General features: G+C 50.8%; 13 protein-coding genes. 2 read left to right on the plus strand and 11 right to left on the minus strand.

Annotation, left to right across the window (positions count from 1 at the left end):
• Positions 1 to 87: 87 nt before the first annotated feature.
• The 4 genes from H6F90_RS24600 to H6F90_RS24615 all read right to left on the minus strand — a co-directional run bounded on the left by H6F90_RS24600 (position 88) and on the right by H6F90_RS24615 (position 3,971).
• Positions 88 to 444: a DUF760 domain-containing protein gene (locus H6F90_RS24600; RefSeq protein ID WP_190433749.1), complete on the minus strand. Its 357-nt coding sequence runs from the start codon at positions 442 to 444 to the stop codon at positions 88 to 90.
• A gap of 132 nt (positions 445 to 576) precedes the next feature.
• Positions 577 to 1,122, minus strand: a complete 546-nt coding sequence (scpB, locus tag H6F90_RS24605) for an SMC-Scp complex subunit ScpB (RefSeq protein ID WP_190433747.1) — start codon at positions 1,120 to 1,122, stop codon at positions 577 to 579.
• Positions 1,119 to 1,970: an ABC transporter ATP-binding protein gene (locus tag H6F90_RS24610; RefSeq protein WP_190554700.1), complete on the minus strand. Its 852-nt coding sequence runs from the start codon at positions 1,968 to 1,970 to the stop codon at positions 1,119 to 1,121. The genes scpB and H6F90_RS24610 overlap by 4 nt, the downstream gene beginning before the upstream one ends.
• Before the next feature lie 60 nt (positions 1,971 to 2,030).
• A complete protein-coding gene (locus H6F90_RS24615) occupies positions 2,031 to 3,971 on the minus strand; it encodes a S9 family peptidase (RefSeq protein WP_190554701.1) in 1,941 nt (646 codons plus the stop codon).
• Positions 3,972 to 4,072: 101 nt separating this feature from the next.
• Between H6F90_RS24615 and H6F90_RS24620 the strand changes: the two genes are divergently transcribed.
• Positions 4,073 to 4,426, plus strand: coding sequence for a hypothetical protein (locus tag H6F90_RS24620; RefSeq protein ID WP_190554702.1), 354 nt, complete (start codon positions 4,073 to 4,075; stop codon positions 4,424 to 4,426).
• On the opposite strand, the gene truB is transcribed toward H6F90_RS24620, so the two are convergent.
• From truB to H6F90_RS24635, 3 genes are all read right to left on the minus strand, one after another.
• Positions 4,399 to 5,325 carry a tRNA pseudouridine(55) synthase TruB gene (gene truB / locus H6F90_RS24625; RefSeq protein WP_190554703.1) on the minus strand — a complete coding sequence of 309 codons (927 nt, stop codon included), beginning with the start codon at positions 5,323 to 5,325 and terminating at the stop codon, positions 4,399 to 4,401. The genes H6F90_RS24620 and truB overlap by 28 nt on opposite strands.
• An 18-nt stretch (positions 5,326 to 5,343) precedes the next feature.
• Positions 5,344 to 6,129: a class I SAM-dependent methyltransferase gene (locus H6F90_RS24630; protein ID WP_190554704.1), complete on the minus strand. Its 786-nt coding sequence runs from the start codon at positions 6,127 to 6,129 to the stop codon at positions 5,344 to 5,346.
• Between the two features lie 111 nt (positions 6,130 to 6,240).
• Positions 6,241 to 8,151, minus strand: a complete 1,911-nt coding sequence (locus H6F90_RS24635; protein ID WP_190554705.1) for an alpha/beta hydrolase — start codon at positions 8,149 to 8,151, stop codon at positions 6,241 to 6,243.
• A 240-nt stretch (positions 8,152 to 8,391) separates the two neighbouring features.
• Here H6F90_RS24635 and H6F90_RS24640 point away from each other — a divergent pair, with 240 nt between their 5' ends.
• Positions 8,392 to 8,838, plus strand: a complete 447-nt coding sequence (locus tag H6F90_RS24640) for a hypothetical protein (protein WP_190554706.1) — start codon at positions 8,392 to 8,394, stop codon at positions 8,836 to 8,838.
• Between the two features lie 136 nt (positions 8,839 to 8,974).
• Here H6F90_RS24640 and H6F90_RS24645 read toward each other — a convergent pair whose 3' ends face one another.
• The 4 genes from H6F90_RS24645 to H6F90_RS24660 form a co-directional block, all read right to left on the minus strand.
• Entirely contained in the window at positions 8,975 to 10,174 is a 1,200-nt protein-coding gene (locus H6F90_RS24645) for a sugar phosphate nucleotidyltransferase (RefSeq protein WP_190554707.1), read from the minus strand.
• Positions 10,175 to 10,513: 339 nt separating this feature from the next.
• Complete coding sequence (locus H6F90_RS24650) at positions 10,514 to 11,344, minus strand: segregation/condensation protein A (protein ID WP_190433730.1); 831 nt, start codon at positions 11,342 to 11,344, stop codon at positions 10,514 to 10,516.
• Positions 11,345 to 11,493: 149 nt separating this feature from the next.
• A complete protein-coding gene (locus tag H6F90_RS24655; protein ID WP_190433729.1) occupies positions 11,494 to 11,844 on the minus strand; it encodes a lipopolysaccharide assembly LapA domain-containing protein in 351 nt (116 codons plus the stop codon).
• A gap of 148 nt (positions 11,845 to 11,992) precedes the next feature.
• Positions 11,993 to 13,081, minus strand: a complete 1,089-nt coding sequence (locus H6F90_RS24660) for an AI-2E family transporter (protein ID WP_190554708.1) — start codon at positions 13,079 to 13,081, stop codon at positions 11,993 to 11,995.
• Positions 13,082 to 13,097: the final 16 nt, after the last annotated feature.

Below are 13,097 nucleotides of genomic sequence, written 5' to 3' on the forward strand. Positions count from 1 at the left end.
CCATCTCTCTCCCCTTCCCTATCAGGGAAGGGGCCGGGGGTTAGGTCAATCTTCGCGATCCTAAAAATTTCTTTTTGCGCTTGCAGGTTATGGGTTAGAAGGGGGGTCTTCGTGAAGAGACATTGAACCCGCTAAAACGCCTTCTAGTTCCATGCGTTGCTCCATCTGGCGCAGGAAATAGCCCGTCATCATGGCAGAGGCGAGCAGCCCTGCTAAGTTGTCACGATCGGTCGTAATTTGAACGTTAAAGCCTTCACTGGGTAACATTCCCACCAAACCCTGAACGTTATGGGAAATAATTTGTTTTACCTCCGGGCTGACCGACTTGGCAACCCGTGCTAGCACCTCAGGTGACTGATGTTGCAGGTATTTCAGCAACGGATTTGCTTGAGCATTTTCGGGGTCAGAGCCAAGGAACTTAGCACTTTCAGGGTTAAAGACCATAAGGACGCTAAAGGGTTTGCTTGCTTATTTGTACTATTGTGGCACTTCCACCCACCTCTGTGACCAGTCTCAAAAAGGTGAAAATTCCGAACCTCTAGGGACGGGTAAGGGGTGGTTGTCGAATGGCAAAATTTAAGATTCGTCAGCAGGCTCTTGAGTTTGTGGCTCTAGAGCGATCGGGAGTTTGTCTACCTGAAAATACTGGTGGAACTTCTCGGTGACTTGTAACCAATAGGACCGACCATCCGATTGCCGCCGTTTCCGCACAAAGCCTTGCTCGACTAATTCTGGTACATGTTGATAGGCACCTGAACCGCGCAAGTTCACCAAATCTGCCTGAGCAATCGGTCCTCGTAAGGCGATCGCCGCTAAAGTTCGTAAAGCCCCCACCCCCAAATCTACTGGAATTAAGGTTTGAACTAACTTATGAAAGGCTGGACGCAGTTGCAGGCTGTAGCCCTCTGGGGTTTCCACCACTTCCAAGGCACTGTCGCGATGAGCATAATCGGTCATGAGTTCGATCAAGCCTTCTTCTGCCGTAGCGCGATCGCAGCCTGCATATTTGGCAATCTCGCTGGCTGTCAGCGGTTGGGCCTTCAAGTAGAGAATTGCTTCGATGGTGCTGGCGAGTCCCGTCTGTTTTGGCGGTTCTTCCCAAAGCGTTGGTTGATCGCTCAATCCAGATTACGTCCTGTCAATTCAACAAAAATGTCTTCTAAGTTGGAAGGTCGCACCATCATACCAGTCTTGTTTGGCTGCTGATCAAGATAGGCGTTGGCTTGCTCCAAGTCGGGGAAAAATTGGTAATCCCATTTGTCGCCTTTCTGGGTCATGACCAAGCCTTCGCCATATTTCTGCTTGAGTTCGGAGAGCGTGCCCAACTCGATCAACTTGCCCGCATCCATCACGCCAATGCGATCGCACAGATACTCCACTTCATCCATGTAGTGCGTGGTGAGCAACATGGTCATGCCCTGCTTGTTTAAGTCACGGATGATCTCCCAGAGGCGGCGGCGAGTTTGCGGGTCTAAACCGACAGTGGGCTCATCTAGAAACAAAATTTCTGGTTCATGCAGTAGAGCACGGGCAATCTGTAAACGTCGCTTCATCCCTCCGGACAAGGTTTTGACCAAATCCTTCCGGCGATCGCTCAGTTCTACATAATCTAACCAGCGATCGATCCGTTCTTGACGTACCCGATTGGGGATATGGTGCAAGCGACCATGAAACTCCATGTTCTCCCAAACCGTGAGGTCGCCATCTACACTCGTCTGCTGCAACACTACGCCAATGCGTTGCTTCACCTGAGCCGCATGACGCACCACATCAAAATCAGCAATCTGAATCTGGCCTTGGCTGGGTTTAGTCAGCGTCGTTAGCATGCGAATTGTGGTGGATTTCCCTGCACCATTGGGGCCGAGTAGGCCAAACATCTCCCCTGATTTGATCGTGAGTGAAAGATCCTGAACGACCGGGCGATCGCTATAGGTTTTGTAGACGTTTTGCAGGGAGATCGCAGCAGACATGAGTAACCGAACGAAAATGCAACCAATCTTTACCCTAGCACCGATGAAAGCCTTAGACCCCTACAGGTTGGCGATCGCGACAGGTTCAACCGGATCGGCCAGCTCAAAATCAAATACACGCGAGTAGAAATAGAGTTCGCCGTCCAGCGATCGCTTAATATTTTCAGCCTTGCGGAAACCATGTTGCTCGCCTTCAAACGCAATGTAGGCTACGGGTAAGCCCTTCGATTCCAGCACTGACACCATTGCCTCGGCTTGGCTAGGCGGCACAATTTTGTCTTCTAAACCCTGGAAGAAAATGACTGGGCAAGCAAGCTGATCGCAGAAATGGACAGGCGATCGCGCTTGATACAAATCTTGCCGTTCGGGATAGGGGCCGATTAAGCCATCGAGATAGCGGGATTCAAACTTGTGCGTATCTCTCGCCAATGCCTCCAAATCGCTGACTCCGTAGTAGCTCGCGCCTGCCTTGAATACATCGCGAAACACCAAAGCACAGAGCGTCGTATAACCTCCCGCGCTTCCGCCATCAATCACTAGGCGATCGCCATCTGCCAAACCTTGCTCTGCTAGGAAGCGGGCTCCATTCACACAGTCATCCACATCGACAATGCCCCACTGCCCTTTCAGTCGCTCCCGGTATGCGCGACCATATCCGGTGCTGCCGCCGTAATCCACATCTAAAACAGCAATCCCCCGACTCGTCCAATACTGAATGCTCAAGCTCAAAAGCGTAGAAGTGCCAGCGGTGGGGCCACCATGACTTTTGACGAGTAAAGGTGGTTTTTCTCCGTCGGGTGCCTGATAGTCTTGGTTTTTAGGTGGATAGAAGAAAGCATAGGCGGTCAAGCCATTCTCGGTCGGAAACTCGATCGCTTGTGGTTCCGAGAGATAGCCTGGATCAACCTGCAGGTGGCTGGCACGCTGCAAAACAGTGATTTCGCCTGTAGCTAAATCGAGTCGGGCGATCGCGAGTGATTCGGTTGGGGAGCCTATCAAGAACACAGCTTGCCCCGCTGCTACTTGCAACCCTCGCACCACTGTATAGGGAATTGCAATTGGCTGGAGTTCTTGAGTTTCTGGGTTTAGCCGAGTGAGGTGGGTAGTACCCTTCTCGACATAGGTGCAGATAATTTGCTCACTGCCACCGCTCGTATCAAACCCGTAGGTAGACTGACCAAACACCCACTGCGGTTCACCAAACTCAGCAGCGCGATCGCACAAAGCCTCTACCTGACCCTGCTGCCAACGGTATAGATTCCACCAACCAGAGCGATCGGAGATAAAGTGCAGAATGCCGCTAGGAGACCACTCTGGCTGAAAAATCGACTCGGTAGTGCCGCCTGCAACCTTCTCCGGTTCTGCCAAGGAACCATCAGGGTTAAAGGCGGCGACCCAAAGCTCGGTGCCATCCCAGGGCATGTTGGGGTGGTTCCAAGTCAACCAAGCTAAATGTGAGCCATCAGGGCTGAGGCGCGGGGAGGAGTAGAAGTCATTGCCAGTTACCAAAATCTTTGGTTCTTGGCCTGCCTCTAAGCTGAGGCTGATAATTGTGTTGACGGGTTCCTGCTCACCAGCCGTGTGGTCTTCTTGCACACAGATAAAGCGCTGCCGTGATTCGTCTACCACGCCATCGGCATAGCGCCAGTTGCCTTCCGGTGTCAGAGCTCGTGGTTCTGAGCCTAGCATTTGGCGATAGAGGCGTTGATCAGCAAAATGAGTGAAGTAGACGGTGCCTTGGTGAACCACATAAGCCCCCCCACCATATTCATGCACTCGTGTCCGCACATTGAAGGGAGCGGGTGTAACATCTGAAGTTTGCCCATCGGGAGTCCGGCGCACCAGCACAGTTCGGCCTGCCTCTGTGGGTCTTAGCTCCAGCCAATAGATATCCTCTCCGTCTAAGGCTGCCTGACTGAGGCCAATCGTCCCGGTGACAATCAAATCTGAAGTAATGGGGGACTTCCATGTACCGTAAGCGGCAACTTGGGATGAGGGCATGAGTATTCTCCAAAGGCGGGTCAGCGATTCCTAAAATTGAGGATAGAAGCTTTTTCGCCCTCCGGATCGTCTTAACCCAGAATCACCCCCTAGAAACAACCATGAGAGCCAAGATCGTTGATGACATTCTGTTCCTCCACCATGAGGATGTCCCGCCTTACAAGAAAGGTGGGTCGATGGTGCGGAATAGCTACTTCTGGGCCTTACGCTCGATCGCTGGGAGAGCAAACCGCGATCGCGACTGGGAATATGAAGCGGAGATTTGGCATGCCTTGCAACGGATGCTGATCTCGTTTAGTGAATCTGGCTATTTGGGATTGTCAGAAACTATTTTGGAGTTTCCCCTAGACCAAGGTGAACTTCCAGCGGCGCTGCGTCCGGTGTCCACCTGGCAAACTGAGTTACCCGATGAGCCAGAAGACGAACTTTATAAGTCAGGCTCCAAGACCATTTGAGGTGCTAATAGCGTGCCTTCTGGTTCTTGAATTTGCTGAGACACGCCCAAAAACCGTCCATCTTCGTGGTGAATTCGTACCGCTAAACTTGGGGCATCTGCGGACTCAACTGCTTGGAATAAATGCTGATCCAGCGGCTGAAACACTCGTTGTCCCCAGCACCAACGTCGCGCTAACTCCTGGGAGAGGATAATCGAAGGTAGATGCTGCAAAACACTCAGGGGAGCGATCGCTTCAAAGGTGCCTGCCTGTAGCTGCGCTTCTAAATCGGCAAAGGTGAGGCTCTCCGCTAACGTGAGGCCACAACTCTCCGTACGACTCAAAGCGGCCAACGTGCCCCCCACCCCTAACACCTCGCCTAAGTCCCGCGCGATCGCCCGGATATAAGTGCCCGGACCACAAGCGATCGCCAAATCAAGCTCGGGAAATTCGCCCGATCGCCAATCCAGTACTTCAATGGCAAACACCTCCACGGCACGAGGCTGCACTTCAATTGGGGTTCCCGCCCGAGCCAAGCTATAAAGCCGCCGACCTTCAACTTGGACGGCACTATAAGCGGGAGGAATTTGCTGCAGCGGTCCCTGGAACTGCGGTAGAGCTGCTTTCACCGCTGCCAAGGTTAAATTCGGCGCTGCCTGAGCGGACAGGGTTTCTCCCTCTAGGTCATCGGTTGCGGTCCTGACTCCCAATCGCACAGTGGCGCGATACGCTTTATCCGATCGCAAAAATTGCAGGAGACGGGTAGCTCGTCCGATCGCGACTGGCAGCACCCCGGTTGCTGCGGGGTCGAGGGTGCCGCCATGTCCCACTCGCTTCAGCTTCAGCAGGCGACGCAGCTTAGCCACACAATCATGGGAAGTCATTCCCGCTGGTTTATTTAAGTTCAAAAACCCTTGCACAGTCTCAGTTAAGTCTCTCTACGCAGTAGGACAGTGGCTGTTGCTTGGTTTTTGCGCCACAAACCAATAATTCTGACAGAACGGGGAGAAAATGTAGGTTAAAGTTGAATCCGCCATCTGCCAACCTTGAGCGATCGCTGCCGAGGTGCGAATACTTCCGGGTAAGTTGCCCCAAAAATTGCGGGGCAAAACTCCATAACGTTGTAACTCTAACAAGTCATAGCCTGCTGCTTGGCACAAAGCTTGAATGGATTGGTGAGTATAGCGATAAAGGTGGTGGTGTTTGTTAGGGACTAGCGCGGCGATCGGGTCAATCCAACTGAATTGGTTGGGCAAGTGGTAGCAAATGAAATAACCGCTCGGTTTAAGCAGGCGAAAAATCTCTTTTAAGCTGGCGATTTCATCCCCTCCAGTTTCTCGTACATGCTCTAAAACGCCCACAGAAACCACCGCATCAAATTGTTGGTCGGCGTACGGGATGGCGATCGCATCTGTAAGAGTGCCTTGCTTAAATTCGTAAGTAAATTGATTTAGCTTTTGTCGTAAGTAAAAGTCTTCAAAGGCATAACCATAAGCTTGATAATCGGCACGGGCGAGGAAATAAGAAAAGTGACCATTGCCACAGCCCCAATCTAAAACCGCACTTTTTGGCGCTACATATTGCTGCAATAACTGGTAAAGCTTTTGGTACTGCTCGGCACTTGTGATGCTTCTAAATTGGGATAAATTACACTGACGATCTTGGGCTTGCAGTGCAATTAGTTCCCCGATAATTTGTTGATGTTTAGGCTCAAGTACTGGCACAGATAAATTATCTTAAGAGAGACAAAAATTGCGTTCCTTTAGAACTGTATGCGCTTTGGCCAAGTCTTGAACAGCGCGATCGCGCTTCATGCGCTCAGAAGAGGCTCAATTCTAGGGCACTGTGGGAACTAGCTCCTCCAGTGGGACGGGTGCGGGCAATGGCTCGGAGGGAGAGGTTGCAGGGGAAGCAGGGACAGACTCCGGTGGCACTGTTGGTTCTTCTGTCTCACCATCTAGGGCTTGGGCCAATTGAGCAGCAGTAAAAGATTGCACTAAATCTAGTTTGAGTGGCGCTCGGCTGATGTTAGCGGCATAGGCAGAAGTTAAGTAAGGTCGAAATTGCTCTTGATTTGTGATGTGAGTTTTAAAGAACGCCACGCTTAAGGCTTGGATGTAGCGGTAAGCCAACGCTGGAGCTGCCCCAATCACTGGGGTCGGAATGGGCACAACTTCACTATTAGTAGCAGAAGCGCCAATGGCCGAGAAGTGAGTAGCCCCATTCATCAGCACTAGATACTTTTCTGGCATGGTAAGCCAAGTAAACGGTCGAATTTGCTCCGGCAAGGCAGGCGCAACTGTGTCGGCATTGGCAGCAATCATCATTAACGGTACTTGGATTTGGCTCAAACTCGGTTCTCCAAATACGGTGCTATCAACCGGATTAATCGCGATCGCGGCTTTAATACGAGGATCTCGCAACTCGTACTGCCGCCCTGCTAATTCCCGCGCCCGACATTGCAACAACAGCGATAAGTTCAAAGACTCATTGCTGCGCTGACAGTTCTCGGCCAATTGCTCAAAGTTCAACGTTGCCCCAGCTACGGAGAGGGCTGTGTAGCCTCCGAAGGATTGCCCTACTACTCCCACTTGTTGTAGATTAAGCCGCCCTCGAAACAACGGCTCAGACTTAGACCGCCGCTCCAACTCATCCAGCAAATATTTAACATCCAAGGGGCGATCGACGAACTCAAAGGATTCAGCGACATCAGTGGCTGTACCACTCAAGAGCGCCTGCAACCGACCCGCATTACTCCCCAAATGCTCTGGCAAAGCTACCACAAAGCCGTAGGAAGCCAGATGCTTAGCCAAATAATCGAAGGTCGTGCGATCTGACCCCAACCCGTGAGAAATCACAATCACTGGAGCTGGGTAAGGTTGGGCCTGGTTTTGTGCAGCGCTGGCCAATGGCATGTAGATATCAACTGGAAACACCCGTTCTCGAGGAACTTCTATCGGCGGACGATTGGGAAATCGTTGAATAGTTTTGCGGGTGCGATCGCTCAAGGTGATGGTGGTTTTCTGCCACTCAAATCCTCCCGTTTGGCGTAAGTCCGTGAGGGCAGAAAAATCAGTCACAGGTGCCAAAGCCGCTTCTGCCGTTGCTTGTTGGCTAATTGCGACGGAGGCTTGCCTTGTTTGCTCCACGAATTCATCCAAGGCATTAGCAATTTCTAGGCTGCGACCCAAGTTTACTCGAATGCCATCCGTGGGAAATTGCCGCATCACATTGAGCAAGGTCAAGCCCTCCGGCTGAGCTGCTGCCAAAATCAAGGCCGAGCGAATGGCATAAAACCCAGTCTGACGCGCCTCTGTTTGAATCACCTGCCCCAAGCGCATTAGTAACGTTTCCGCTTGGGGGGTGTAGAGGAACTGAGAAACGGCGACCGACGAAAGTTGAATTGGTGTGAGTAGAACTTCTCGTAAATCTTGCAGCTGTTTGGGGTCTGCATATTGAGCGTAAGCCGCTAAATCATCATTGATGGTGCCCGTTCTGGCGTAAGTCTCTAATGTGTCCACGGAAATGGAGCGTTCGACGGAGCCATAGGAGACATAAACACGTTCTGCCGCTGCCGCCGGGTGAGCGAGACTGGGTAATAACAGCCCACTGCCCAAGACTCCCAGTCCTAGCAGAGCCCAACGTTTTACAGGGTGAGTCTGACCAACACGATGGTCAGTAGAAACAAGTTGCAATTGCCACCGCCGCAGGGTCAGGGCCACAAAACCAGACAAAAAGAAATTCATGGGGTTGCACTCAGGGCTTCTCATCACACCACGCAGGGTGAGCAGTCAGTTGGGCAATGATTTTTTAGGTAGCGACTGGGTACCTGAAACCTTATACGCTCATATGTGCGATTGATCCAGTACATTTCCCAATTTCTAACCTTAGCAATTGAGACTGAGTTTGCTGCTCAATTGTTCAAGGATTTGGCAGCCTTTGACTCGCTAAGCTAGATTAAGAGCGATCGCTAGAGGTCTGAGATCATGGGTGCTTTCACACCTCAATCAAAGCAAGCCTTACACAAACAAGCCAAAACTCCGGGTTCAGGTTCACTGCGATCGCCTCAGCAAATTGTCGTCTTGGCTGGCTCAGGCATCCTGCTATCTTTAGGACTTTGGGTTGTTTTAGTGGTGGGGGAATATGTGACGATTGGAGGCGTACCCTTCTCGGTCATTGTCAGCTTTCTCCAAGACGACACCGCTAGAACTGCCTATTTTGAGGGCAACAGTACCCAAGTGCACGATCGCCTCAGCGAAATGGGCGTTGAGGAGCAAATGAAAGGCTATTATCGCGATCGCATTGCCGATGAAGTCAAGCTAGATCAACATATCCATCAAGTGTTGTACGATCGCACGGGCTATGTGGGTCAAGCTTATCGAGTGAATGCTCAAGGAATTTTAGTACTGCGGCAACCTGTAATCAGACCTTAAAGCCTTCGTCATGCTGCTGTTTTATTCAGCACCAACAGAAAAGGGTGCCAACAAAAATCCGACTCTCGAACTTAAGGCATTCAAGAATCGGATTTTGATTTTGCTCAGAGGCTAGAACTAATCTGAGGCCCGACGCTTAGGAAAGCATGGCTCGGCTATCTTTGCCGATCTCGCTGATATCCTTGCCGAGGAGTTGCGCGATCGCTTGCCGTTCCAGCGCTGGCTGAGAGGGAATTTCTTGGCGAGCATCGGTGATCAACCAGTCGAGGGCTGCCGCTTGGACATCAATCGTTGCCCCGGTTTTATCAACACAGTAGCGACCAAAGACCAGCTTATCTACCAAGCGCACCCCAGGACCTAGGCGTGAGTATTCAAAGATCACGCTGTTGTCAACGGTTGCCCCCCCACAAATGCGGCAGTTCGGGCCAATGTAGGTGGGACCAACAATCTTGGCTCCATCTTCAATTCGGGTCATGCCGCCGATATAGACTGGGCCTTGAATATCAACTTTGTCCCAGTTCACGGCCACATTTAATCCGGTGTAGATGCCTGGTGCGACTTCATGCCCTGGAATTTGCACATTTTTAACGTCGCCCTGCAAAACTCCACGCACCGCCCGCCAGTAGTCAGGCACCTTGCCGATGTCCACCCACTCAAAATCCATTGTGACGCCATAGAAAGGCGCAGCCATTTCGACGAGTTTGGGGAACAACTCACCCCCAATGTCAAACTCGCAGCCTGAGGGAACGTAATCTAAAACTTCAGGCTCAAAAATGTAGATACCTGTGTTGATGCTAGTGCTGAGGGCTTCATCTACAGCAGGCTTTTCTTGGAAGGCTTTGATGCGACCTGACTCATCAGTTACCACAACCCCGTAGCTGGAGACTTCTTCCCTAGGCACGGATTTCATGATTACAGTGGCGATCGAACCTTTTTCTCGGTGCCATCTCACTGCCTCAGTAAGGTCAAGATCAATCAGGGCATCGCCGCACATCACCACAAAGGTGTCGTCGAAGAAAGGGGAAAAGTCTTGAATTCGGCGCATGCCTCCTGCCGAGCCTAGCGCTTCACCGACCAACTCACCATCTACAATGCGCCCTTCGAAAGAGTAAGCAATTTGGACGCCAAACTTCTGCCCGTCTCGGAAGTAGTTTTCAATTTCATGGGCTAGGTGGCTGACATTGACCATAATCTCGTCAAAACCATGCTGGCGCAGGAGTTCTAAGAGAAATTCCATCACTGGCTTTTGCAGGATTGGAATCATGGGCTTGGGAATGGTGTAGGTAATCGGACGAACGCGCGTACCTTTACCAGCTGCCAGGATCATGGCTTTCATAAATATTTATCTCTCACCCTAGACCACTACACTGTCAATAATCGATACATTATTTGGCGGTTGAGTTCCAGTGCTGTGGCACTTGCTCTCCTCCCCCTCTCATTACCAAACGGCCTCAATCAGCCGCTTTGGAAAAACTCGTATTGATGCAACCCAATGGTTTGTAGATAATCTACCAACCATTCTCTTCATTGATCTCAACCTGACTGCCTAACCCGGCAAAATTTATCACTACCAGACATAACTGGCTGGGAGTCGCCAAGATGCTAACAGATCTTTTACATTCTTGGTGAAACTGGCTTGGTAAAACTGGTGATCTGTTTTGCTAGGATGCCCCGCTTATTCGGATACCGCAAAAATAGGCAATTCTGCGAGACTCCGAACTTTTAAGTCTTGGTAAAATTCCTCCTGCGATAACTCTACTTTGGACTGAGCGGACAAAAATAGTAGCGCCCAGAAGATGGCGACGCGATCGCTAGTGCTGTGATGCGAGCCATTAGATAAGCCAGGAAGATCTAATTCTTGCTGAGCAGCACCCGACCATAGTTTTATCAACAAATCAAAGTCTAGCCAATCTTCTCCTTGGGAGATTTTTAGCCATTGGGTCGCCAGAAATTGGTCTAATGCGGCTGCCACTTCGGAAAGGTTTTCTTGGTGCGCTAGTTGCGCGATCGCTCGGACTGCTTGGCTGCGCGATTGGGGACGGGGGCGACGGGGGCGAGTGCGAGGGGCGGCTTCCACCATGCTTGCGGCCATCAGTTCCAGTTGCTCAATCAACTCCTGCAAGGTGACTCGGCGGTTTTGCGGCGGTTTTGCCACCGCTCGTCGCCGTAAGCGCCGTTCTAGATGTAGTGGCATCTGAGTTTCCATCAACCCATCTGGCTCTAGAAATTCTCCCTCGTCGAGCACTTCAACTTCAGAAGATTCGGCCCGGACCAACGTGTCAGCTTTGAGGAGCACCAACATGGAGGCGTATAAAAAAGCCTGCCCAGAACGGGACAGGTCAGCTTCGTAGGTAGCTCGGTTCATTTCTACTGTGTCGCTGGGAGTCAATTCACTCAAAAAGCGATCGATCACCTCAATCACTTGGACATCCCAAGGGTCAATTTCACCCCGCTCTGCCAACTCGGTCAGTAAGGCGATCGCGCTTTGGGCCAGAGACAGAACCATGCCACCAATTCCTACTTGCTGTTAATGCGAACAAAGGCAACCGCCGCTAAGACAATCAGGCCCAGCAAGAACACTGGCACCACCAAATTCCAGAGACTATCAGGGTTAGTCAAATCAGCAGTCCACATCCCAGCCAGCCTCCCAGCAGTCTAGACTTCTTGGGCCATAGAATCAACCGCAGGCAATAGGGGTTGCTGGTTTTGAAGTTCTGCTTTGTAGCGATCGAGGTCTTGTTCTAGCTCTTCAATGCGTTGCTCTCGCTCTTGAACTTGTTGCAAGCCTTTGCGAATTTCCAGCATGTGTTGTAGTTGGGCCCAAACGCTGAAGACCCAGGCCAGTACTGCACCCACGCCCAAAGCCAAAATCAGTTCTACGGCCAGGGGAGCTTGAATTTGAATATCTCGAACAATATGAATGGTGGCAGGTTCGGTGTTTTCTAAACTGAACAAGACCAAAGCTAGCGCAATGACAAAGATGATTAAAAAGTTAATCTGGCGCATTCATCAACTCCTCAATTTCACAGGTCTGGCTAACTTCACAAGTTTTTTAAGCATCATCAGGACTGTAACTTAAATCTCAGACCCGATATCTGAAGAAAAGCTTAGCAGCCTGCTCACTCGATCGAATGGTTCTGTATGGTTCAGTGAATTAGCGGTGCACCTGTTTCTCTTCTGGCAAAACTTCTGTAGTAACTACTTTGGGGCGGTTAATCTCCCGAATTGCATCAATAGTGCTCTTAATAGTGCCTGCGATCGGAACGGCGACTAAAACGCCGAGTAATCCCGCAATTTGCGCCCCCATCAATATGGCGATAAAAATCCAAATGGGGTTTAGTCCGGTGAAATTGCCCATCAATCTAGGAGCCAAAACGTTGTCCTTAATCTGCTGCATCAGAATTGCGGCAAAGGCTACCTGTAGCGAGAGCCAAAAGTCTTGAAACATGACCAGCAGAATCACAATTCCAATTCCCAACGTGGCTCCAATAAAGGGAATCAGCTCAGCCATGCCAATCAACAGGGCAAAGAGCAGCGCAAAGGGCACCCTCAGCCCGATGAAAATGGGAATCAGCGTTGAGAACATAAAAAATCCCAACAACAACTGACTGATGAAAAAGTTTTGAAAATTCAGGCGCAGAGAGGCGCTGAGCGGTAAACCAATGCTGGCTGGCAATAAGTTGACTAAGCCTTGCCACATGCGATCGCCGTAGAGCAGCATATAAAAGGCCAGCACCACCACCAAAACCAAGTCGAATAGCCCCGAAACCGTTATGATTGCCAAACCCAATGCTTGACTGGCTAAGGCTTGTAACTGATTTTCGATTTGGTTGTTAATCCGAGTGCTAAAACCTTGGAGGTCTAACGGGAGACGATGTGCTTTCGCCCAAATGTCTAAAGAAGCTACATGACGCTGGCTATCCGCTAGCGACGCAGGAAGCTTGTCCACAAACTGAGCGGCTTGCTCCACCAAAATCGGGACCAAGGTTACACCCAGCACGACTAACAGCGCCAGTGCCAGCAGCAGAACCGCGATCACGGCTTGAGAACGGCTAATTTGAGTCCGTTCCAAGATCTGCACTGGATAGTTGAGCAGAAACGCCAAAATTGCCGCCACTACTAGCAGCGTGATCGAGTGCTCAAAGTAGCGAAAAACCTGCGACAGAATCCAAACGTTCAGAGCTACAATTGGGCCGCTCAAACCCAATAGAAACAAACGCTGGAGATTGTTTGAACGGCGCATTGTAGATAATCCGTGA

Origin of the sequence: Trichocoleus sp. FACHB-591, from assembly GCF_014695845.1 — a bacterium.
GTDB lineage: Bacteria > Cyanobacteriota > Cyanobacteriia > FACHB-46 > FACHB-46 > Trichocoleus.